Origin of the sequence: Acutalibacter sp. JLR.KK004 (assembly GCF_036941085.1) — a bacterium.
GTDB lineage: Bacteria > Bacillota > Clostridia > Oscillospirales > Acutalibacteraceae > Acutalibacter.
In genome coordinates this window covers 298,165-320,734 of record NZ_JAYMNQ010000002.1, presented here as the reverse complement: position 1 = coordinate 320,734, position 22,570 = coordinate 298,165, and the positions used below count along the sequence as shown (strand labels likewise).

The following is a 22,570-nucleotide window of genomic DNA, read 5'->3' as shown; positions in this document are numbered from 1 at the left end:
CTTCCACCCGGCGCGCGCCGGCCCCTTCTCTCTGCTGCCACCCTTTACGGGATACTCCCTTTTCTTCATCGCGTCTGTATATAAAATATATAGTAAACGCGGTTCAAAAGGGGCAAAAAGCCTCCCCGGAACCGGCGGCAGGGCCGCCTGCCTGAAAACCGGCCATCCCGGTTTTCAATCGCGTTTGCTATAGGATATGCGCGCCCACGTTTGGGCGTGCGCATCAAAGGCTATTTAAAAACTGAGCTGTGCGCCCTTCTGCTTGGACTGCTCCTCCCGGCGCTTTTCCAGCAGGGCCTTTATCTTCTCGTGGGGATCTATCAGCGCCCCGGCGGACATGTCGTGGTGCAAAGCCGCGATAAAGTAGGCGATATACTTGGAAACGTCCACCTCATAGAACCATTCCCGCTGCTTCAGCTCTTCTGTGCGGTAGGTCAGGTTGGTGCCGAACACCCCGTCGATAATGCCGTCCTGATAGGCCTTGTCAAATGTCTCCAGCCCGTTTGTAAAGATGGCATAGGTGGCAAAGGCAAACACCCGGCGGGCTTTGCGCTGGCGTAGGTTATAGGCTAAATCCAGCATGGATTCGCCGGAAGCGATAATGTCGTCGGTGATAAACATATCCTTGCCTGCCACGTCGCTGCCCAGATATTCATGGGCCACAATGGGGTTGCGGCCATCCACCACCCGGGAATAATCCCGGCGCTTGTAGAACATGCCTAAATCAACGCCCAGCACAGAAGCGTAGAACATATTCCGGCTTAAGGCGCCTTCGTCCGGGCTGATGACCATAAAGGAATCCCGGTCGGTGGAAAGGGTTTTAAAATTCTTGAAAAGGCACTTGAGCACCTGGTAGGAGGGCATCAAGTTATCAAAGCCCATTAAGGGCACAGCGTTCTGCACCCGGGGATCGTGGGCGTCAAAGGTGATAAGGTTCTGCACGCCCATGTTCTGCAGCTCCTGCAGGGCAAAGGCGCAGTCTAAAGACTCCCGGTAATTCCGCCTGTGCTGCCTGCCGCCGTAAAGCAGGGGCATAATCACGTTTATCCGGTGGGCCTTGCCGCTTACCGCCTGGATAAGCCGCTTCAGATCCTGGAAATGGTCGTCCGGGGACATGCAGTTTTCCTTGCCGAACAGCTTATAAGTGCAGCTATAGTTTCCCACGTCCACAATAAAGAACAGGTCATAGCCCCGCACAGTGCTCTCAATAATCCCCTTGCCGTCGCCGGAGGAGAACCGGGGACAACTGCAAGGGATGCGGAAGGTTTCCGCTTTGCGCCCGGCCTGCTGCGCCCAGCGGGCCAGATGGGCCTCTATTTTGTCAGAAAGCTCCGTGGCCCCTTCCAGGGAAACAATCCCTAAAGGGGGCAGGTGGTTGTCAGGTCCGAAAAAAAACTTAGCGGTTTGCTCCTTCATCTTTGACCATTCCTTTCCGCAGCGTGACAGGATATGTATTTTTTCCATGGGTAATTTTCCCCCATCATTCTAGCACAAATCCCCTGACAATTCCACCGGAATTTTGCAGTTTTCCCGCATTTTGCCGCATTTTCTCCTTTTGGCAATGTTTCTTTGCAATTCTCCCGCCGGGATTTGTTTTAATTACCAAAAACGGCTGCCCTTATAGGGCCGATGCCCCTGCGGGCAGCAGGGAGTTTCTCCCGGATTTTTGCAGCAAAACCCCTAACAGGCAGGGACAGCGCCTGTTTGGGCAGATTTGTGCAATTCTTTTCTACTTAGAGTATTCTTCCTGCTTTCCCCCGCTTTCATGCGCGGGGCCTGAAACAGGCTCCTCAGGAAAGCTTACATGCCCCCGGGGCAGCGCTTCTTTTTTCTTTTCGGTATAGAAAAAAAGCATTATATGTGTTATAATGGGATAAGCAGTATTTCCACTTTTAGAGGAGGATTTTGCATGATGAAAAAAGTTTTATCCCTTCTGCTCACGGCGTGCCTGTTTGCCGCGCTGTCCCTGCCGGCAGAAGCGGCTGGTTCGGTAAAGGTGACAGCCGTGAAAACAGGGGTGAAGGCAGACAGTGTTTTCAACTGCCAGGGCTATGGCAGCCTGGTGGCAGCAGGCGAGACAGACAAAGACGGCGCGGTTGTGTCCCGCCCCCAGGCAGCCCTGCTGGACAAGGAAGGCAGGCTGGTGTTCCCCTACCGGGAAACCTACAACCAGTTTTATTACGAGGACGGCGTGGTGTCCCTGACCAGCAATTCTTCCTATACCATAGCGGCAGATCTCCTTGTCGTCCAGGATGGCCTGGGGGAAACGGATCTGAACCTGTACTACTACGATATAAACGGGAATAAGCTTTTCAGCTTTATAGACACAGAAAGCACCGAAGGGGAGACGGCTGTCGGAACCAGCTATCTGGGCGGCCCTATGGAGAACGGGCTTGCCCTGGTGATGGAATGTTCCTATGCTTTCAGCAACGGCTCCAGCGAAGGCGACAACAGCACCGAGCAATGGTCCGCCTATGTTGTGGATAAAACCGGGCAGCCAGTCCTGGAACTGCCTGCGGATTTTTCCACTGTGATTGCCAGCGGCGCAGGCGGCATTGATACCAAAAAGAGCCTGGATCCCTTTGGGGAGGGACTGGCGGCTTTCTTTGCCAACACATACGAGGGCGAGGACTTTACCAGCCAGCCAATGGGCTATATGAACGCCAAAGGCGAAACTGTGCTGGACCTTTCCGGCCGGGGCTATACGAACACAGGCGCTTTTCAGGACGGGCTGGCCTGGGTAATAGATGGAAACGGAAAGGTGGGCTTTATCGACAAATCCGGGCAGGAAGTGATTGCCTGCACCTATAGCAGCGGATATCCCTTCTGCGACGGCATTGCCGCAGTGGAGAAAAACGGCAAATGGGGTTGCATTGATAAAGAGAACCATGTGGTGGTTCCCTTTGTCTATGACGATGCCTACGGCAGCATGTCCGAGGATTTAGTCCCTATGGGCAAAAACGGCAAATACGGGTTGGTTGACCGGCAGAATAACATTGTGCTCCCCATGGAGTATGATGATGTCAGCACCTTCGAGGGCGGCGTGGCCTATGCCATAAAGGACGGATATGTATATATCGTCACAAAGCAGGCGCCCAGGCCCACAGTGGGGGGCTTTGATGACGTATTCGAGGGGGAGTATTACGCGGAGCCTGTAAAGTGGGCGGTGGAAAACAAGATTACCGCCGGGGAAACCGATACCACCTTTGCCCCTGGCAAAACCTGCACCAGAGGGCAGATTGTCGCTTTCCTGTGGCGTGCTAATGGCGAGCCGGAGCCTGCTTCCGCAGCAAACCCCTTTACAGACGTAAAGGCCGGGGACTATTACTACAAAGCCATGCTGTGGGCCAAGGAAAAGGGTATCACCAGCGGCACGGATGACACCCACTTTTCTCCCAATGCCGCCTGCAGCCGCGCCCAGGCTGTCACCTTCCTGTGGCGGGCTAACGGCGAGCCGGCCGGCACAGGATCCACCTTTGGAGACGTGAAGGATGGCGAATACTACACAGAGGCCGTAAAGTGGGCCACCGGGGAAGGGATTACCGCGGGAGACACCAGCACCACTTTTGCTCCCAATAAGAACTGCACCAGAGGGCAGATTGTGACGTTCCTGTACAGGGATAAAGCCTGAGAGGCATCCCGCAGAATGTAGTGAAGTGCCCTCCCAAAAAGTTAGACAAAGATTCAGGTACAAATTGTTCAAGCAGCCGAAAGGGCTTGCTGTCTGTGAAGAGCAGGTGGCAAGCCCTTCAGCTTTGCCTTGATACGGCGGTTGTTGTAGGAATCGAGATATTCCATGAGTTCCTGCCTGAAGCGTTCCACAGAACAGAGTTCTTGCGGATAAAAGCAGCTCGCTCTTGAGTAATCTGAAGAAGTTCTCTATAACAGCATTGTCCAGACAATTTCCCTTCCGCTTATGCTTTGCCGGACGCCTTTGTTCCGGAGCATCCTCAGATGCTGTTTGTGCTGGTATTGCCAGCCCTGGTCGGAATGGAGGATCAGGCCGATCCCGGCTGGCCCGGGGCGGAAACGCTGACACATGGCGTTTGCGTTTCCCCGCTTTTTAAAATACTTGTTTGGGACACTCCCCAATAAAGCAGGCGCACCATTTACGGGAAATGGCGCGCCCGCCCTATGCTTTCCAATACGCTTTAATAGAGCATGACCAGATCTTCCCCGGCGGCAACCATGCCCAGCTTTAAAATGCGCAGGCGGCGCTGGGCGCAGTTGCAAAAGACCATAGGCATTGCCAGGGAAAAGCCGGACTGGGTAAGTATCGTTGGGTCGAATGTGAGCAAAGGTTCCCCGCGCGCCACCATGTCCCCCCGGGAGACGTGAAGCTGGAAGCCCCGGCCCTGAAGCCGGTGGGTATCTAGGCCCACGTGGAGGATAAACTGCTCGCCCAGGGAGGTTTGCAGGCCCACGGCATGCCCGGTGGAAAAGGCAAAATACACCTGGGCGTCAGCAGGGGCCAGCAGGGTGTGGGTGGAGGGCAGCAGCAGCACGCCCCGGCCCATGCGGCCCTGGGCAAAGCAGGGATCCTCGCACTGGGAGAGGGGCAGCACACTGCCGGAGACAGGGCTTGCAAAGACAGAAGGGACAGCCATAGGTGAACCTCCTTTCAAGGGCAGCTCTTTGCCTGCATTATACCCCAAGTATAAACAAAAAGCAATAGGTTTCCCCATTTCGCCTGCAAAAAAAGCAAAAAGAAGCCCCCGCCGGGAGGCGGGGGCTGTGGGGCGGCTTAAACTTCTTTTCCGTCTACCAATACAATAACATTATTATCTTTGTCGAGCTTGACAGTAATGGTAATTGGTTTGATACGGTTTCCAGCCTTGTCTGTTATGGTGTTGCCCAAGATAACCTTTTCACCAGAAAAGGCTCTATTAAGGGTCAGCGAGAAATTGGTAGTCGCAGTGTCAGTACCATGACTGCCGTTCAATGTAGGCTTAATATTAACAGCAGAACTCATGCATTGATATGCGTGGTTTTTCATGCCAAAAGGATCGTTTGTTTCATGGAAACAAATTGGCTCAGGATCCGCCAGAGTACCAGTGCCGCTTGAAGCCTTAAAGTAAATATTCTCTGTGAAGGTAACGACTATCTCTCCCGTTATACGTCTTGCAGTCTCATCATACTCAACAGCAGGACTCACGGTTACGATAGCAGGCGATGTTGTGTCCGTTAATCTGACAGGATAAGTTGCCCGGAACGCATCGGCGGATCCGGTGTCGCTTTTGCCAACTGCCAGGAAAATATAGTCGGTATCCATCACTAGCTCCATCTTGCTGCAGTCCACACTATATATTTGGTTCGCTGTAACATTCAGTTTGCCGGAGCCTTTTACTAAGCCGTTGCCGGCGGATGTGGAGCGGATTTGCTGGGCTAAAGTTGCCTTGTGGGTGTCATCAGCCTTGTCATCGTATTCAGATCCTTTTGCGCCGCCAGTGGCGTTCATGGACAATGCTGCGCAAGCAGTAATGTCATCACCACTGGCTTGCTTTTTCCAGCCGGTAGGGGCTGCGCCTTTATTGGCGTCGCCGATTCTTAGAAAATCCAGTGCTTCCTTTGTATAGGGCAGCACAATGTACTCTACAAGGCCGGAGTGCGTACTGGACACCTGGACAGTGGAGCCGCCAAGCGTAAGGGTGATTTCAGGCCGCACAATATCTGTTGTCAGGAAAGAGTACACTTCTACGTGCGAAATGGTGCTGGAGCTTGTGCCCTCAATGACGAAATAGGCATAATACAGGGTATTGGGCTTGAGGCCTGTAACGGGAATATCCTGTACCATCCCGGTTACGCCAGGTACACGTCCATAGGCTGCTCTGGAGGTGTCGGTAACCAGGTTGTTGCCAACAGGGTTCATGATATCGGACTGTATGGGCCAGGTTATAGACTCTTGGTTGAAGTTTGGCGAGGAAGTTCCCCCCTGTTCAGGAACATTCGTTGACCATTTTGTCTGGTCTGTTGTTTCTTGACCAGTACTATCTTTCTTATTAAGGCCGTCCATGACACCATGTTCATCCCTCGGCCGGAGGTTTTCAGCCGGAGCAATGACATAGTAGACATTGCCGGAGCGGTTTTCCAATCCCAAGTGCATGGTCACGCCGCTGTCACCCGGTGTAAAGCGAGGCAAATTGCTGCCGAAGCTGGGGGCACTGCGGTCTGTAAACTGTTTGTTCAGGTCAGCGCCGGGGCCATTGGTGATGTCGTTCAAATCCTGGGTTCTGTTGACGATTTCTTCCATGCCGCTTATGGTGTTCTGGCTTAAAGCGGCATCCAGGCTCAGGTTTGTGCCTGTGAGTATGCTGACCTTTGCGGTGATATACTGGGTGAAATCCTCGCGGTTGCTCAGGCCAGCCACCTTTGTGAAGTGGATGGCATATTCATACACTCTGCCGTCATACAAGTTGAAATTATCCGCCGCATCATTGGTACCCTCTATGGGGAACGAGGACGTGCCGCTGGCGCTGGTTACGATATTTGTCAGAGAAACGCCGCGCATTTCGTTGGTGGGAGGCGTGACGCTTGCGGAACCAACTTTGTCCCAGCCTGCATTGGAGGACTTATCCTCAGGCCGCACGCGCCGGTAAAGGTCAAATTCCACTGCGGTGTCGAACCAAAGCTTCATGTTCCACCGCAGGCCCGGCTCTGCGGAAGAAGTGGATTCCGGCGTTAAGGAGAAGGCCATGTCGATGGCATTATCATAACTGGTACTGTTATCGTTTATATAGCCTGATGTCACGTCTTTGCTCAGGTTAGCCAGCGCCGAAACCGTTGTAAACCGTTCTGTCCTGTCCTGTTCCATGCGGTTCTGGGCCGGGGAGGCGTCTATGATATTCCGGAATTCAAAATAGTAGGTGCTGCCGCTGCCCATGTTGATGGCGTCGGTTTTTTCCGGGCCGCTGGGCAGGGTGAGAACCATCTTGCCGCTGCGGTCCAGCTCCAGCCTGGCGTTTTCAAAGTTAATCTTCACTTCAGTGGCATTGCCGCCTGTCACCTGATACATCTGGATCATCTTCGGCAGAATATCCAGCAGCTCCTGGCGGGCCGCCTGCTGCTGCGCGCCGGATATAGTGGAATCCTTGCTCTTCCAGGTGTTGTACAGGGCCAGAGGCTCGGCGCTGGTAGGCTCGTAGAGGATATTTTCGCTGAACTCAATGTGTACATCCGCGTCAGCATAGGGCTGGGGCCTGTTGTCCACGCCTGTGGCCGATCTGCTGAAGGTGACCTCCGCTGTGGGCGGGGTGCTGTCCAGGGTATACACGGTGATTTTCTTCACGATGTCCGAGTAGTTCCCTGTAGGCGTGGCATTGTCCACCGCGATATAATACATATCATAGATGGTTTCCTTCTGCAGCCCGGTAATATTGGTGGAAGCCGGCACGCCGGCTTCGGCCTTCATGCTGCCCCGCTTTATAACCTTGCCGCCGTCCGCGGTTTGGGCATTGCGGATCTGTATCTTGGCAGAGTCATCCCGCAGGAACTCCTCGGTGGTGTTGGTCCAGGGCGGATCGTGGCCCTTAGGCGGCGTGGGGAAGTTTTCGCCGGTTTTTACCAGCACCCAGTAAATCGTGCCCGGCTCGTTGATAATGCACTCGGCGCCCACATTGGTGGCGCCCATGGTGGTCTGCTGCATATCTGTGGTGAACTCCGGCGGGGTTTTGTCCCGGGTGGTGAACTGCAGCTTCGTAATGCTGGAGCTTTTAATGCCGTCGGCATCTGCCAGCCACAGGTACAGATCATAGGTGGCCTGCTCTTCCAGCTCTACCACCTTATCCGGCTGGGTGGAGTTGGGATAGATAATCCGGTTCACCTGCACAGACTCTGTCTTGTTCTTGCCCAGGCCCACCCGGCCGTATCCCAGGGGATCCACAAAGCCGAAGGACAGGAACTCGTTCTGGGTGGGCTGGGTGCTGCCCTTGGGCAGCAGCACATAGTAAAGGTCGCACTTCTTGTTTGCCATTACTGTGACCCAGGACTCCTCTGTTTCCACCTCCAGCATCCGGGGATACTCCGGGTTGAAAGCGGGGGTGATGTTGTCCGGGGTTTCAAAGCGCTCGCTGTACACAGGGCTTTTGTGCCCCCGGGCGTCTACCAGCACGGCGGAAACATAATAGGTGCCGCTGGAGGTGAGGCCCTTGAGCTTTTCGGGGAATACAAACTCTGTGTTGGAGGATTCGGACTTATAGTTGCCGGAAAGCAGGAAGCCGGAACCATAGGAGGGGTTGATAAGCTTATCCTGGCCTTCTGTGGTATCAGGCACAGGGCCCATGGCAGCGGTGGTCAGGCCCCAGTATACAGTGCCGGACTTGTTGGTGGAGGCAATGCCGTCAGCCTCAGTGGGGGCCACGTTTGCCACCTTGGGATAGCCGTTTAAGATGCGGGGCTCCTGGGAATACTCCTGGGCCTGGGAGGCATCCATGTTCTCGCCGGAAATCTCCGCGTCCAGGCCGGGCCGGATGGTTATCTTGTCCGGCAGCATGGTGGTGGTGGAGTCGGGGGAGTTGATGGTCAGATGGCCGATGTCCCCGGTGCCCTCCACCTTGGTGCCCACATCCAGGTTCACCTCGTCAGCCGCCGCGTTTACTTCCAGGCGCAGGGTGGAGTTTGTGGCCTTTTCGTCAATGGTAACCCGGGAAGCGTCTGCGTCGCCCAGGATCAAGGTGGAATTGGGGGTGCGGTTCACCACGTTTTCCAGGTTCCCCGCCAGGGTGAAGCTGTCTCCGGAAGATCCCTCCAGGGATACGTTCAAAATGCCGTAGCCGTCCCGGCAGCCGTCCTCCAGGAAAGCGTCAGAGCGGAACAGGCCGTTGGTGATATGGGTGCGGCCCTCGGTGAGCACAGAAATATACTGCCCGGTGGGAGCGTCTACAATCAGCGTGCTGGCGTCCACGCCCCGGAGCAGGACGCTGTTTTTGCCCAGCTCGCTGGAGCCGCCGCCGGCTATGATGATGCGGCCCCGCACCTGCACGTTTTCCAGCACCACATCACCCAGGCTGACGCCGCCGCTGATGTAGAGATCCCCGGTAATGATAGTGTCCCGCAGGGTGACGTTGGTGCAGTTGATGGTCAGGCTGCCGAACACGCCGCCAGGGGCATGGACGCCAGGTTCGTTAATCAGGGAGCCGATGCCTACGCACAGCATCTTCATGGCCTCGCCCCGGGTGACGTTTTGCTGGGGCCGGCAGGTGCCGTCCGCGTAGCCGTCGATAATGCCTGCCAGGATGGCGGCCCGCACATAGCCCCGGCTGTAGGGGCTGAAATCCCGCCCGTCTGTGAAGTCTATCACTTCCCCGGGGATTTCGTCCAGACGCATGTTCCGGGCCAGCAGGGTGATGGCCTGCTCCCGGGTGAGGGGCGCGTTGGGCGCGGCGGTGGCGTTGTCGTGGCCCTTGAAAATGCCTGCGGTGTAGGCCTTGCAGATATCCTCATAGAACCAGTCCTTGGGATGCACGTCCTTAAAGGGGATAGGCCCTAAATCCGTATAGCCGTAGGCCCGGTTCATCATGGCGACGAATTCCGCCCGGGTGATGGGGGAGTCCGGGCGCATATTGCCGCCCGGATCGCCTTTCACCACGTCCCAGCTCTTCAGTTTTTCCAGATAGGGCGTTACCCAGCTTGCGGCGGAAGCCGTCTGGCTGGGCAGCAGGGAAACGGAAACCGCCAGCAGCATGCATAAAAGCATGGCCAGCGCCCGTTTGCCGGTGCGTTTCAAGGTGTTCATAGTAAAATCCCTCTCTTTGCTGTGGAGTCTTTATGGATGCGGGCGCTGTGCCCGGTTGAAAAGGAAACATCAAAAGGTCAAGGCTGCGGGCCTTTTAAGAAGCCTGCCGGTCCCGGATATGCTGGAGCTGGGCGCGGAAAACCGCCTCCCGCACCAGGCTCTCCTCCTCGTCGATAATGTCCAGGAACTTGGCGGCATACAGGGTGTATTCCCCGTTGGCGCCGCCCTTGCGCAGGATTTGGCACTTTAACAGCAGGGGGGCTGTCCGCGTGATGGGGATGACCACCTCCAACTGATCCCCGGGGGCAAATTCCCGGGCGCAGTAGAAGGCGACGCCGCCGCCGGAAAGGTCGTTGGCCCGGATGGCAGAGCGGGTTTTGTCGGCTGTGCCAAGGGGATAGGCATAGCTGGTAAAATCCACAGGCATGCGCAGGTTTGTGCGCGCCTCCTCCCCCTTCAGTTCCCGCAGGGGGGTGAAGGATATCACATCGTTGTCGTCGCAGTCTACAACCCGGCCCAAAGTTGCGGGCTGATCCTCCTGGGAGGGGACAATCTGCACTTTATTGGTGCGCAGCACGTCCCGTATGCTGCCTTCGGTCACCTTCACCCGCAAAAAGCCGTCCCCCTGGGGTTTTTCCAGCCGCCCTTTTGCAAGCACCTTGGACAGGCTGTCCATAATCATGCAGGTGTTCTGTTCCTTCTTTTTCTTTCCGAACCCTATCATGGCGATTCCTCCTTTGCCTGGGTGTTTTCCTCCGGCTGCTCCGGGGCCGGCGCGGCTGCCTCGGAAGGAGGCGGTGCCTGCTGCTTCTGCCCCCGCCTGCCGGGGTCGTTGGGGTCAAAATTCAAAAAGTATACGTATATCTCCACCACCGCCCGGTACAGCTCCTCCGGGATCTCCTGCCCCACGTTGAGCTGGGACAGGATGGTGGCAAGGGAATTGTCCTCATAAACCGGCACGCCGCTTTCGCCTGCCACGTCCACAATCCTTTCCGCCAGATATCCCATGCCTGCCGCCACCACCACCGGGGCCTGATCCATCACGCCATACTGCAGCGCCACAGCCCTTTTGGCGGCGGGGCGGGGATCCGGCTCGCTAGACCTTGACATCGACACCTGTCATCACCCTTTCAAATAGTTTTGGGAATGCATCGGAAATGTTCAGGGGCTTGCGCAGAGGCCCCACCCGGATGTCCCCGGGCTTCAGGCCGTTGCGCTCCAGAATGCCGTTTAACGACCGGCTGACTTCCCCTGCGTGGGCCGCCACGGTTTCCGGGCAGGAAACGTTCATGGAGGTGCGGCCCGCGCTGCTGTCAATTAAAAGATCAAAGGCCCCCAGGCCCTCTATGTCCATTTTAATCAGGATGCGGGAGGACTTCCCCTGGCCCCCCTGGCCGGATTCCTCGTCCGGATCCACCCACATCTCGGAAAATACCGCCTTGTCCTCCCACTGGAAGGGCAGCAGCAGGTGTTTCAAAGGCATGTACACGCTTTCATTCACCAGGATGGAAAGCATGATGTTGCGCAGCGCCTCCTGGGTCTGCATGTTGGCCTCGCCCCCCAAGGCCCTGGCGGTAAGCTGGGTCAGGTGGTCGGCAAAGCTGTCGGACAGGGAGGCTTTGGAATAATCTGTGCTTTTCAGCAGCCGCAGGATATCCTCGTCGGAAAGCTTGCTCATGTCCCCGGGGAAAATGCCGTAGCCGCTTAAATGCCGGAAAGCCGCCACCATCTCCTGCTCGCTGCCGTTTTCATACCGCACCATGTCCAGGGTCAGCATGGACAAAAGCCCTCTGGCCCTGCCATGGTCGTGGGTTTGGCTCACATAGTTGGAGATAAGGGGGAACACCTGCTCCCGGAGAAGCCGCAGGTTCCCCTGCCGGTCCCCTGCTGCCACCCCGTTTTCAAGCTGGGCCGCCGTATCCAGCAGGCGGCTGGACCAGTGGGAGGGCAGGGACTGGGTCATATCGTACAGGGTGCGCACCATGCGCCCTTCCAGATGGGCGGTGGAGGAAAAGTCGCTGTACTGCCTTAAAAACTGGAGGATTTCTGTGCGCAGCATTTCAGAGCCGGAACGGTTGAAGGCTGTGTGCAGGGCCTGGAAAAGCGCCCCCCCGAAGCGGCTGCCGCTTTGGAGCTGGCCCTTGAGGAAATCCAGGAGCTTCCCCTCGTCCATCTGCAAATATTCCAGGAACTGCCCCATCTCCGCCGCCAGCCCCTCGCTGATGCCGGAGCTTACCTGCAGCCCCCGGCCCAGAAGCTGGATGAAGGCCTGGGCGGAATCCGGGGCGTTCTTCAGGCGCTGGACAAAGGTGAGGAAGTTGGAATCATACCGCAGCTTCTGGGCCGCGTCCCCGGGCTGCTGCTGTTCTGTGCGCTGATCCGCCCGGGTCACCCGGGAGGGATCCACTACGTTCTGTATATGGGTGTCATTGGGGGTAATAGGCTGGCTGCGTACATTGGCGTTGTCATAATTTGGCACCGGGTTTGTAGGCCGCAAAATTTCGGGCATGGTATCGACTCCTTGGGGCAGAGGGAGGGGGCGCCTCCTTCCGCGCATAGTGGTGCGCAGGCCCCCGGGCTGCCTTTTAAAAGGCCCGGCGGTCTGCGTGGCTTATGGGATATACTGCCAGAAAAATAAGCCGGAAAAGCAAAATCCTCGCGCCGCAGTCTTATTTTCCATGGAAGATTGCCGATAAACTAATTAAGGGAACCGCGTTTTGCCGCGGAAGCGCCCTCTCTGCTGAAATTTTGAGAGGAGCGGACGCCGGGCCGTCTGGGCCTGGCCTGCCTGACATGAATCCCTAATTCTTACTAGAAAAGGTGGAAACGATATGGGCAACGATATGATGGAAGCATATCTGTACGAAATGAATACGCTTCTGGAGCAGCTTGATGACATCGTGCTGGCTGCCGAGGAGGCGAAAACCTTCTCCCAAGAGGATGTAAATGAAATCTTCCGCATCATGCATACGTTCAAAGGCTCCTCCGCCATGATGGAGTTCAACACCCTCATGACAGTGGCCCACCGCATAGAGGATATGTTCTTCATTATCCGGGACAAGGGCATGGAGGTGGTTTCGGAGAATCTGCGGCCCGAACTGTTCGAGCTGGTTTTCCGCTCCATTGACTTCTTCCGCGGGGAAATTGAGAAGCTTGAAAATGATCAACCCCTCACAGAAGATATCGACAGCATACTCGCTAATATTAAGAGCTTTTCAAACAAAATTCAAGGCGGCGGTGAAGGTGAAGAAGAGCAGCCTGCCGGCCAGGCAGAATCCCAGGGCGCTCCCGCTTCCGGCGGCGAGGAAATGTTTGGCAGCGACCAGTTCCCCTATGGCATCCGGGTGTTCTTCGACGAGGGCTGCGGCATGGAGAACCTGCGCTCCTTCATGGTCCTCAACGCGGTAAAGGATCTGTGCGAGCCGGGGCAGATGGACTGCTGGCCTGCCGATGTGGAGACAAACCCGGAAAGCGCCTCTTTTGTGGCGGAAAAAGGGTTTTTCCTGCGCTTTTTAACCCCTGAGCTGCGGGATCTGGCCATGCCCATTGTGGCGGAAACCGGCTCTGTGCAGGAGTACGCCTCCTTTGACCATGCGCCCGCCGCCCCTGCCCAGGAGGAAAAGCCTGCCCAGGCAGAAGCAAAGGCGGCCCCCGCCGCCCCTGCCCAGGCGGCTGCCCAGCCTGCCGCAAACAGCGGGACCAAGCAGCCCGCCCAGGCGCAGCAGGGCCAGGGCCACAACAAGGAAAGCCTTATCAGCGTGAACCTCTCTAAGCTGGACGAGCTGCAGGCTGTGGTGGGGGAAATCGTGATTACCGAATCCATGGTCACGGCCTCTCCGGATTTGAAAGGCCTGAAGCTGGACAGCTTCACCCAGGCCGCCCGGCAGCTCCGCTCCCTGACCGACCAGCTTCAGGACGTGTCCATGTCCCTGCGCATGGTGGCCGTATCCGCCACCTTCCAGAAAATGCGCCGCATTGTGCGGGACATGAGCAAGAAGCTGGGCAAGGAAGTCACCCTGACTTTAGAGGGCGAGGACACGGAAGTGGACAAGACCATTGTGGACAGCATTGGCGACCCCATTATGCATATTGTGCGCAACTCCATGGATCACGGCATTGAGGAGCACGTGGAAGACCGCATCAGGGCCGGAAAGGATCCTGTGGGCAACATCATCCTCTCTGCCCGGCACACCGGCAGCGAGGTTATTATCCAGGTGATTGACGACGGCGCGGGCGCGGATGACGACGCCATCCTGAATAAGGCAATCCGCCAGGGCCTGGCCCAGCCGGGGGCGGACTATTCCCATAAGGACATCCTGAACTTCCTTTTGATGCCCGGCTTCTCCACCAACACCGAGGTTACGGAGTATTCCGGCCGCGGCGTGGGCATGGATGTGGTGAAGTCCAACGTGGAAAGCGTGGGCGGCACTGTTACCATCAGCAGCGAAAAGGGCCAGGGCATGACCACCACCCTGAAAATCCCCCTGACCATGGCTATTATGGACGGCATGGAAGTGCGGGTGGGGAATTCCGCCTTTACCGTACCCATCCAGAACATACGCCAGATTTTCCGGGTAACAGAGGAGCAGATTATCCACGACGCGGCCCGGGGCGAGATGATAGAGCTGATGGACAATTTCTATTCCATTGTGCGCGCCAAGGAATTCTACCAGATGGAAGGCGGCGTGGACGATTTCGAGGACGGCATCCTGCTGTGGGTGGAAAGCGGGGAAACCTCCTTCTGCCTGTTCGTGGATGAGCTGATAGGCGAACAGCAGGTGGTGGTGAAGCCCCTGCCCAGCTATGTTACAGACTTCGGCATCAGGGACTATGGCATAGCCGGCTGCACTATTTTGGGCGACGGCAGCATCAGCATTATCCTGGAGGTTTCCAGCATTTACGCCATGGCCCAGAGCTATGCCAGATAAACCCAGGCGGCAAGCCTGAGGAGCCATGCCAGCAGGCCGCGGCGCAAGCCTTTGGGCCGCTCCTGCCGGCACAGCCCCTAATTCCAGTAGAGAAAGGACTTGTGTATTTATGTCACAGGAAAACGGACTGTTCGCCAGGGTTGACGAGCAGAGCGAGAGGGTGGATGAAACCCCCCAGGTGGATACGGAAAAATATCTGGTGGTTTCCTCCGCAAACGTGCTGTACGGTGTGAACACCCGGTATATTGAGACTATCCTGACGGAAATCTCCATTACCTGGCTGCCTATGCTGCCCCCCCATATCCGGGGGGTGATAAACCTCAGGGGCGCGGTTGTGCCCATCCTGGACTTCCGCCTGCTTTTGGGCCAGGAGCCTGGGGAGAAGTCCTGCACCATCGTGCTGGACAGCGGCGGCGTGCAGATAGGCATTATGGTGGATGAGGTGGACCAGACGGTGGATATTGAGCAGGAACGCATCCTGCCGGTTCCCTCCCAGACCGCGGGGGACAACAAGCTGGTTTCCGGCATGTGTACCCTGCCCAACCAGAACGGCACCCTGATGGTGCTGGACTGCTCCCTGCTGTTCAATGGTCAGCTCTAAGAAAACAGCTCCCGGCGCCATGGCTATCTCCGAAGCCGACTTCCACCGTCTGGTCAGCTTCGTAAAGCAGAAATACGGGATAGACCTGCACGAGAAAAAGCAGCTTATCACCAGCCGCCTGGCGAACACTGTAAAAGGCATGGGCTTTGGGGGCTTTACAGAATATGTGGATTACCTGCTGAAAAGCGGCACCGGGGATGACATCAACGCCCTGCTCTCCCGCCTTACCACCAACTATACCTATTTCATGCGGGAAGTGGAGTCTTTCGACTATTTCACAGGCACCATCCTGCCAGAGCTGGTGCGGGCGCACCAGCGGGACAAAACCCTTTCCATCTGGAGCGCGGGGTGCTCCTCCGGGGAGGAGCCGTATAACATGACCATGTATATCATGGACTATCTCGGCTCCCAGTACAGCCAGTGGGATACCCGCATCCTGGCAAGCGACCTCTCCCTGGAGGCCCTGAACAAGGCCAAGGCCGGCGTATACCAACTGCCGGACACCATCCCTGAGAAGTGGCGCAAGCAGTATTTTGTGCCAGTGAAAGGGAAAACGGATCAGTATACCGTAGCGCCCAAGGTAAAGCAGAATGTGCTTTTCCGGCAGTTCAACCTGATGGATCCCATCCAGTTCCGGCGCAAGTTTGACTTGATTTTCTGCCGCAATGTGATGATCTACTTTGACCAGCCTACTAAAGACGCCTTAGTGCGAAGGTTTTATGACGCCACTGTGCCCGGCGGCTATCTGGTTATCAGCAAGGCGGAAAATTTGTCTCCTGACACCCCCTACGGGCGGGTGGCAACTTCCATATTCAGAAAAAAATAGCATACAGCGCAGTGCGCAGGCCCTGTCTCCGGAATGTGGGAGCAGGGCAGGGCGCTTTGCGCTTTTTGGCATTTTATTTTGCGGCGGGCGTCGCCGCGTAAGGAGGAAGAGGATGAACGCATTGGGAAAAAAGATCCGGGTCCTGGTGGTAGACGACTCCATTGTAGCCAGAAAAACCATTATAGACGCCCTGGAGGCTTCGCCCCGGCTGGAAGTGGTGGGCTATGCCATCAACGCTATGGACGCCCAGCGGAAAGTGGAACAGTTAAACCCGGACGTAATGACCTGCGATGTGCAGATGCCCGGCATGACGGGGATAGAGTTTTTGAAGAAGCTGCTGCCGGAACACCCGCTGCCAGTGGTGCTGGTTTCGTCGCTGAACCTGAAGGTGTTCGACGCCCTTCACGCTGGGGCTGTAGACTTTGTGCGCAAGCCTGACGGCGCGGAGAGCAAAGAGCAGTTTGTCATGTCCCTGGTGCAGAAGGTGGTTGTGGCGGCCAGCGCCAAGGTGCGCCGCCCCCGGCTTATCAAAGAGCCGGATGTGCCCCTGGCCCCCCCGGTGTTGCTGGGCATGGCCCCCCAGTACATTGTGGGCCTGGGCGCCTCCACCGGAGGGACGGAGGCCACCCTGGAGGTGATGAAGCGCCTGCCGGAGGACATTCCCGGCATGGTGATTGTCCAGCACATGCCCCCGGGGTTCACCAAAATGTATGCGGAGCGCTTGAACCGCCTGTGCCGCATGGAAGTGCGGGAGGCGGTAAACGGGGAGCGGATCCAGAAGGGCGTGGCCCTGGTGGCCCCGGCTGACCTGCAGTGCCGGGTGAACCGCACAGCAGGAGGGGAATATTTTGTCACCTGCACCCAGGGGGAACGGGTGAGTGGGCACCGCCCCTCTGTGGATGCTCTGTTCCATTCCATGGCGGAAAATGTCCGCTGCAAAATGGTGGGCATCATTATGACGGGCATGGGCGCAGACGGCGCGGAAGGCCTTCTGGCCATGCGGAAAAAAGGCGCTTATACCATTGGCCAGGATAAAGAATCCAGCGTGGTGTACGGGATGCCGGCTGTGGCCTATGAAAAGGGCGGGGTGTGCGAACAGGCTTCCTGCGAGAATATCGCCGGCGTGCTGATGCGCCGGTTGAAAATGAGCGCGCACTGAGGTTTGTTTTCCTGTAGCCCGCAGTTTGTTCAGTGCTGCTTTTGCGCTGCGAATTATATGATAATAAAAAGTGTTTCCTTCTTGGAAATTGGCAAAAATTTTTGCAAGCGTATTCCCTGTTTTCTTCTGGAAGGCAGGGAATACGCTTGTTTGCAGGGGCTTTTGCCGGCCGCTTTCAGAAAGAAAACGCAGGGCTTAAAAGGCGGCATCCCGCCTGAAAAGCGGGGGTGGGACAGACTATGGGGATTTTCAAGTTTTATGGCTTGCAAGGCATTTTCAGGCATATACAGGGAAGATTATTATCGGATAGCCCTTAATTTTTCCAAAAGGCTATCCGATGTTTTATATAGACAGAAAACAGACTGCGGAAAGAATATGCGGGAAACCAGGCTATAACAGGCAGAAAAGAGGGACGTATATGATAGAAATTTCCCGAAACGGCATAGCCCCGGTAGGCGGCCCTGTAAGGGCTGGGCGCGTTCGCCCGGCCGCGGCAGCGCGCGCTGGCCAGGCGGGTGGAAAATATGACAGCGTGACCATCAGCTCCCACGAGAACGACCCCTTTATGATGGAAATGAAAAGCCGCATAGCCCAGGATGTGCGCACCGCCACCACTACAGGCGAGATCAGCGCGCTCCATGACCAGGTGCAGGCAGGGGAATATAAAATAGACGCCGGGAACATTGCCCGGAAAATGCTGCTGCTGGGGGAGGTTTAAGCTGTGAAGGAACCCCATGGGGAGTATCTCAAGCTGCTGGAGGAGCTGGCAGGCAAGCTCAGCCAGCTTGCGGACATCGCCCGGGAAAAGGTTGACTCGACCCGCAAGGGCGATTTGGAGGTTTTAGACCAGTGCATGAAGCGGGAGCAGGTTTTGGCCCTGTCCCTGCGGGGCATTGAGCTGAAGCGGGGAAAGCTTCTGGCGGAAATGGGCTTGCAGGATGTGCCGCTGAACCAGCTTTACCAGCACTATCCGGACGATATGCACCGCCAGGCAAAGGAAGCCGTGGAAGCGCTGCAAATACAGTTTACCCGGTATCAAAGCGCGGCAACTGCCGCGCGCACAGTGATGGAAGGGGCGCTGCGGGACATCGAGAAGATGATGCCGGAAAATCAGACCCCGGCCCCGGGGGAAGCCCCCCCGAACATGAGAACGGATATCCGGGCATAGGCCCGGCACAGCAGGCAAGGAGGAAAACAAAACATGAGCAATATATCGACCTTTGGCACTTTCGGCACCGCAAGGCTGGGCATATACGCTTCCCAGAAGGCTTTGGAGGTTGTGGGCAACAATATTTCCAATATCAACACGCCTAATTACACCCGGCAGGTGCTGAACCAGAAGGCTTTGCATGTAGGCGGCGTGGATCACTACACCATGAGTTCCGACGTGCGGGTGGGCGCAGGCGCTTTAGTCACCGGCGTTTCCCAGCTTCGGGATCCATACCTGGACATCCGCTACCGCAATGAAATGTCCAACGTGGGCGCCGCTGACGCCAAGCTGGCAGGCCTGCAGGAGCTTGCCGGCATCTTTGACGAGGTGGGCATGGGCGAAAATAAGGACGGCGTGCTGTATCTGGCCATGAACAACTTGTTCGAGAAGCTCCAGAATCTGAACACCTCCGGCGCGGGCCGGGATGAGTATGACGGCATCACCCGCGGCGCGGCGCAAGCTGTGGTGCGGTGGTTCAATGACTACGCGGATCAGATAGAGGTACTGAAGAAGAACCACGCGGCTGCATACCGCCAGGACGTGGACAGGGTAAACAAGGTACTTACTGGCATCCGGGATTTAAGCGAGCAGATCCGCAAGGAACAGATTCATGGCGGCGACGCGCTGGAACTGAAAGACGAGCGCAATGCCCTGATTGACGAGCTTTCCGGATATATGCGCATCCACGTTACCTATACCGATGAGGACATCGGCGCGGGCATGACTGTGGAAAAGCTGAAGATTGAGATGGCGGATAAGAACAGCGTCATGGGCGGCATTCCCCTCATTGACGGCATTTATGGCGCGCAGATTTCCATCCAGCAGCTGCGGGAGCAGGCCCTGGGCGGAGACGATGGCAAAACCCCGCTGTGGCTCAATCCTGACGGGAAGGCAACAAGCATTAAGGCGGACGCCGCGCTGGATAAGGACGGCAATCCGATTCCTTACATGGTGGCAGTGGATCCTGCCGAAGAGGACGACTTGTACCGCCTGCAGGTTTCTGTGCTGAAAGACCGCCGGGATCATATTAAGCCTGGGGATGTGGACAGGATTAAGGATGATCTTACCCATATTGAGCAGGACGGGGAATTTTATACCGCTGTGGGCGACAACTATATGTATGGCTCCCTCCAGTCCACCAGGGAGATCCTGACGGAGAAGGGCGAATATTCCACTGACGCTGACGTGGCAATTGACAAGGACTGCACCACCAAGCGGGGCATCCCCTATTATGAAAAGGCTATCGACCATCTGGCAAATATCTTTGCCAAGTGGATGAATGACGCGAATACGGTTGATCCCATGCGGAACCCGGAGTTCTATTGGCACAAACAGGTGGGAACAGATGCAGACGGGAATCCTATTTATGATTTCTTTGCAAGCGATCCTGATGCCGTCCCGCACCCTCCGGCTATTGACCAAAAAAATGAGGGCTGGATGGATAAAGTTGGGCTTGACCCGAAGTACGAGAAGGAATATGCTGCCATGAAGGCCGGCGTGCTGTTCAGCAACAGCGGCGAGGGCGATAGCACAGAAGGCATTACCGCCAAAAACCTGTCTATTTCCAAGAGCTGGTCTACCAATGCGGTGCATATTGTGAACACCAAGGATCCGGACGCGATCCTTGGTCAGACCACTGCCAACGACAACCTGAACCACTTTGTAGCCATGATGGAACAGAAGTTCCAGTTCAAGCCCAACGATATTGTTGATAACCCGGAGGCATATGACGGCGACAAGGCATATTTCGAGGGGACTTTCTTCGGGATGCAGAACAAAATAAACAGCACGCTGGGTGTTGATAAGAAAGCTACGGAGGAATCCCTGGACAACTACAGCGTGGCCTCCGAGGATCTGTATCTGGCCCGGCAAGGTGTTTCCGGCGTGGATCTGAACGATGAGACAGTGAACATGATGCAGTATCAGAAATCTTATACGGCGGCGTGCCGCCTGCTTACCACAATAGACGAGATGCTGGAGAGGCTTGTTACCGGCACAGGCATTGCGGGCAGATAAAAAATTCTAACTGAAAGAGGTGTTTCAATATGGTACGCCGCATAACAACAAACGGCACAATGTACAGCTATAAATCTACCCTCCAGCGCACATACCGGGGGCTTGCTGACGCCAGCAATAAGATGATGACAAACCGGCGGTTCAACTCTTATTCTGAGGATCCTGCCGCCGCCAGCCGGGCTTTCCAGCTTCGTCGGGCGCGGTGGAACACAGAGGCCCAGATAAGCAACAACGACGCGGTTTCCGGCAAGTTCAGCCAGGGCTGGGACGCTTTGGAGAAGGTCTATAATGATCTGGGCCGGGAACTGGGCGAATATTCCGTCCTCCGCGGCAAAACCGATTCTACGGCTTCCGGGCGCAAGGCCCTGGGCCAGTCTCTGATGGCTACGGCGGAGTCTATCGTGTTTACCATGAACTCTAAGTATGCTGATGAATACATCTTTGCCGGGGCAGACGGCCTGCGCGCCCCCTTTGCCTGGGACGATGACGGGGATTTGACCTTCCGGGGCATTAAGGTGGACACAGACCCCAATGATCCGCGGTTTGACGGCGAAAAAGCTGTTTGCGAAACCGGGACTTTGGATCAAACAACAGTAGTTGTTGGCAGCGATGTTACAATTGGCGAATATACAGTCGCTACTACTGCAACAGAGTTTAAAGATCAGTTACAGGATTTTATAGCTGCTTACAATGGAGATGCTGCCAATGCCGATTGGACTGCCTCCATCAACGAGAAAGGCGATGGCATTACTTTCACCGCCAAAAAGATAGGGGAAATTGGCAGTGAAGGCCCCGCCGATAAGGTTCCCGGTACTACAGCCCATGTGGGCAAAGACGAGGATGTAGACGGCCGGGCGGCAGCAAAGGAAGCCCAGGACGCCATTAAGAAGATGCTGGGGGAAACAACCTTTGTAGACCTGGGCATGGGCATGGAAGAGGGTTCGGACGGTAAAATCAAGCCTGCCACAGCCTTTAACTCTGCCCTGTGCGGCCTGAAATATCTGGGCGGCAGCGACAGCCAGGACGTGTATGGCGGCTATGGCCTGGACGAGGACGGGGATCCCCGAAACTTCGTCACACTGCTGAAAAAGGCAGGCGAGCTGCTTTATAATACCGACCAGGATACCGGCGATTGGGAAAAAATTGAAAATGTGGCGGATATGGATCGCCTCACCAAGAAAATTCAGGATTCGCTGGGCAAGGTCAGCCTGACCCATGTGGATTTGGATACAGATGTGGCGTTCCTTAAGAGCAATAAAGACCGCCTGAAAGCGCTGGATGATACCCTGAACGATCAGATTGTGGGGACAGAGGATATGGATCCGGCTGAGTCCATTACCGCTCTGATGTGGGCGCAGTATTCCTACAATGCCGCGCTGAAAATAGGAAATGGCATTTTATCTAATTCTTTGCTTGACTATTTGAGCTAAAAGGGTTATTATGTACTAAAATGGAGATTTAGAGGAAGGGAGCACGTGGACTATGGGACCGTTGATTGAAATAAAAACTGTGCCCATTGAAATTGAAATGCGCACGAAGAATGCCCGGCTGGTGTATAACAATGCCAGTGCCGAGGTGGAGATTAGCCGGGACAAGGGCGGGCTGAACATTAAAAGCCGCCCCATCAAGGTGAAGATGGATTCCTTTGAAGCCCAAAGCTCTATCCGTCCCACTGCTCCCCAGAGCATCCAGCAGTCCGCGCAGAAGGGCAAACAGGCTGTCTATGAGGCTACGGCTACGTATGCCCAGCGGGGGCAGATCTGTATGAATGCCAAGCTGGGCCAGGAGTTTATCACCCAGTTTGCGGCGGAGGACTTTGACAAAACCCTTATCGCAGGGGATCCCAATAACTTTGGCCTGGATTTCATCCCCAAGGGCGGCGTGAACATGGAGTGGGAAGACGGCACCATGCAAATCCGCTATGAGATGGATAAACTGAACTTTGACTGGAAAACCGGCGGCGTGGGCTTTGAGTTTGAGCCTGGAGACATTGAAATTTCCGTGGTGCAGCGCCCTGAGGTCATTATCAAATACGTAGGCGGGCGCATGTATGTGCCGCCCTCGGCAGATCCGAATTACGTAGACGTACAGGCATAACGA

16 protein-coding genes and 1 pseudogene are annotated in these 22,570 nt (G+C 56.0%); 10 read left to right on the top strand and 7 right to left on the bottom strand.

Annotated elements, in window-relative coordinates:
* Nucleotides 1-234: 234 nt before the first annotated feature.
* Nucleotides 235-1,416, bottom strand: coding sequence for a ribose-phosphate pyrophosphokinase (locus VSQ30_RS16005; protein ID WP_160642187.1), 1,182 nt, complete (start codon nt 1,414-1,416; stop codon nt 235-237).
* A 493-nt stretch (nt 1,417-1,909) separates the two neighbouring features.
* Between VSQ30_RS16005 and VSQ30_RS16000 the strand changes: the two genes are divergently transcribed.
* The gene (locus tag VSQ30_RS16000; protein ID WP_334465371.1) at nt 1,910-3,631 is read left to right on the top strand and encodes a WG repeat-containing protein; all 1,722 of its coding nucleotides are present in this window, start codon (nt 1,910-1,912) and stop codon (nt 3,629-3,631) included.
* Nucleotides 3,632-3,699: 68 nt separating this feature from the next.
* On the opposite strand, the pseudogene VSQ30_RS15995 reads toward VSQ30_RS16000, so the two are convergent.
* The 6 genes and pseudogenes from VSQ30_RS15995 to VSQ30_RS15970 all read right to left on the bottom strand — a co-directional run.
* Nucleotides 3,700-3,999, bottom strand: a pseudogene (locus tag VSQ30_RS15995) (transposase); the annotation flags it as partial.
* Nucleotides 4,000-4,151: 152 nt separating this feature from the next.
* A complete protein-coding gene (locus VSQ30_RS15990; RefSeq protein WP_160642774.1) occupies nt 4,152-4,607 on the bottom strand; it encodes a PTS sugar transporter subunit IIA in 456 nt (151 codons plus the stop codon).
* A 137-nt stretch (nt 4,608-4,744) separates the two neighbouring features.
* Entirely contained in the window at nt 4,745-9,730 is a 4,986-nt protein-coding gene (locus VSQ30_RS15985; RefSeq protein ID WP_334465369.1) for an S-layer homology domain-containing protein, read from the bottom strand.
* Nucleotides 9,731-9,824: 94 nt separating this feature from the next.
* Entirely contained in the window at nt 9,825-10,454 is a 630-nt protein-coding gene (locus VSQ30_RS15980; RefSeq protein ID WP_334465366.1) for a PilZ domain-containing protein, read from the bottom strand.
* Nucleotides 10,451-10,840 carry an EscU/YscU/HrcU family type III secretion system export apparatus switch protein gene (locus VSQ30_RS15975; RefSeq protein WP_334465363.1) on the bottom strand — a complete coding sequence of 130 codons (390 nt, stop codon included), beginning with the start codon at nt 10,838-10,840 and terminating at the stop codon, nt 10,451-10,453. Before VSQ30_RS15975 ends, VSQ30_RS15980 begins: the two co-directional genes overlap by 4 nt.
* The gene (locus VSQ30_RS15970; protein ID WP_334465360.1) at nt 10,827-12,239 is read right to left on the bottom strand and encodes a hypothetical protein; all 1,413 of its coding nucleotides are present in this window, start codon (nt 12,237-12,239) and stop codon (nt 10,827-10,829) included. The genes VSQ30_RS15975 and VSQ30_RS15970 overlap by 14 nt, the downstream gene beginning before the upstream one ends.
* 322 nt (nt 12,240-12,561) lie before the next feature.
* Between VSQ30_RS15970 and VSQ30_RS15965 the strand changes: the two genes are divergently transcribed.
* The 9 genes from VSQ30_RS15965 to VSQ30_RS15925 all read left to right on the top strand — a co-directional run bounded on the left by VSQ30_RS15965 (nt 12,562) and on the right by VSQ30_RS15925 (nt 22,567).
* Nucleotides 12,562-14,658 carry a chemotaxis protein CheA gene (locus tag VSQ30_RS15965; protein WP_160642770.1) on the top strand — a complete coding sequence of 699 codons (2,097 nt, stop codon included), beginning with the start codon at nt 12,562-12,564 and terminating at the stop codon, nt 14,656-14,658.
* A gap of 109 nt (nt 14,659-14,767) precedes the next feature.
* Nucleotides 14,768-15,259 carry a chemotaxis protein CheW gene (locus VSQ30_RS15960; protein ID WP_160642769.1) on the top strand — a complete coding sequence of 164 codons (492 nt, stop codon included), beginning with the start codon at nt 14,768-14,770 and terminating at the stop codon, nt 15,257-15,259.
* Between the two features lie 19 nt (nt 15,260-15,278).
* On the top strand, nt 15,279-16,085 hold the full coding sequence (locus tag VSQ30_RS15955) for a CheR family methyltransferase (protein ID WP_160642768.1): 807 nt from the start codon (nt 15,279-15,281) through the stop codon (nt 16,083-16,085).
* 112 nt (nt 16,086-16,197) lie between these two features.
* Complete coding sequence (locus VSQ30_RS15950) at nt 16,198-17,244, top strand: protein-glutamate methylesterase/protein-glutamine glutaminase (protein ID WP_160642767.1); 1,047 nt, start codon at nt 16,198-16,200, stop codon at nt 17,242-17,244.
* A gap of 418 nt (nt 17,245-17,662) precedes the next feature.
* Nucleotides 17,663-17,962, top strand: coding sequence for a flagellar biosynthesis anti-sigma factor FlgM (locus tag VSQ30_RS15945; RefSeq protein WP_160642766.1), 300 nt, complete (start codon nt 17,663-17,665; stop codon nt 17,960-17,962).
* Between the two features lie 3 nt (nt 17,963-17,965).
* Nucleotides 17,966-18,412, top strand: coding sequence for a flagellar export chaperone FlgN (gene flgN, locus VSQ30_RS15940; protein ID WP_334465354.1), 447 nt, complete (start codon nt 17,966-17,968; stop codon nt 18,410-18,412).
* Between the two features lie 33 nt (nt 18,413-18,445).
* Nucleotides 18,446-20,470: a flagellar hook-associated protein FlgK gene (locus VSQ30_RS15935; RefSeq protein ID WP_334465352.1), complete on the top strand. Its 2,025-nt coding sequence runs from the start codon at nt 18,446-18,448 to the stop codon at nt 20,468-20,470.
* A gap of 29 nt (nt 20,471-20,499) precedes the next feature.
* Complete coding sequence (locus VSQ30_RS15930; protein ID WP_334465349.1) at nt 20,500-21,900, top strand: flagellin N-terminal helical domain-containing protein; 1,401 nt, start codon at nt 20,500-20,502, stop codon at nt 21,898-21,900.
* A gap of 52 nt (nt 21,901-21,952) precedes the next feature.
* Nucleotides 21,953-22,567, top strand: a complete 615-nt coding sequence (locus tag VSQ30_RS15925) for a DUF6470 family protein (protein WP_160642763.1) — start codon at nt 21,953-21,955, stop codon at nt 22,565-22,567.
* The last annotated feature ends 3 nt before the right edge of the window (nt 22,568-22,570 follow it).

Coding starts and splice junctions, on each gene's coding strand:
- VSQ30_RS16005 (WP_160642187.1), bottom strand. CDS start 1,416: ATGAAGGAGCAAACCGCTAAGTTTTTTTTCGGACCTGACAACCACCTG.
- VSQ30_RS16000 (WP_334465371.1), top strand. CDS start 1,910: ATGATGAAAAAAGTTTTATCCCTTCTGCTCACGGCGTGCCTGTTTGCC.
- VSQ30_RS15990 (WP_160642774.1), bottom strand. CDS start 4,607: ATGGCTGTCCCTTCTGTCTTTGCAAGCCCTGTCTCCGGCAGTGTGCTG.
- VSQ30_RS15985 (WP_334465369.1), bottom strand. CDS start 9,730: ATGAACACCTTGAAACGCACCGGCAAACGGGCGCTGGCCATGCTTTTA.
- VSQ30_RS15980 (WP_334465366.1), bottom strand. CDS start 10,454: ATGATAGGGTTCGGAAAGAAAAAGAAGGAACAGAACACCTGCATGATT.
- VSQ30_RS15975 (WP_334465363.1), bottom strand. CDS start 10,840: ATGTCAAGGTCTAGCGAGCCGGATCCCCGCCCCGCCGCCAAAAGGGCT.
- VSQ30_RS15970 (WP_334465360.1), bottom strand. CDS start 12,239: ATGCCCGAAATTTTGCGGCCTACAAACCCGGTGCCAAATTATGACAAC.
- VSQ30_RS15965 (WP_160642770.1), top strand. CDS start 12,562: ATGGGCAACGATATGATGGAAGCATATCTGTACGAAATGAATACGCTT.
- VSQ30_RS15960 (WP_160642769.1), top strand. CDS start 14,768: ATGTCACAGGAAAACGGACTGTTCGCCAGGGTTGACGAGCAGAGCGAG.
- VSQ30_RS15955 (WP_160642768.1), top strand. CDS start 15,279: ATGGCTATCTCCGAAGCCGACTTCCACCGTCTGGTCAGCTTCGTAAAG.
- VSQ30_RS15950 (WP_160642767.1), top strand. CDS start 16,198: ATGAACGCATTGGGAAAAAAGATCCGGGTCCTGGTGGTAGACGACTCC.
- VSQ30_RS15945 (WP_160642766.1), top strand. CDS start 17,663: ATGATAGAAATTTCCCGAAACGGCATAGCCCCGGTAGGCGGCCCTGTA.
- VSQ30_RS15935 (WP_334465352.1), top strand. CDS start 18,446: ATGAGCAATATATCGACCTTTGGCACTTTCGGCACCGCAAGGCTGGGC.
- VSQ30_RS15930 (WP_334465349.1), top strand. CDS start 20,500: ATGGTACGCCGCATAACAACAAACGGCACAATGTACAGCTATAAATCT.
- VSQ30_RS15925 (WP_160642763.1), top strand. CDS start 21,953: ATGGGACCGTTGATTGAAATAAAAACTGTGCCCATTGAAATTGAAATG.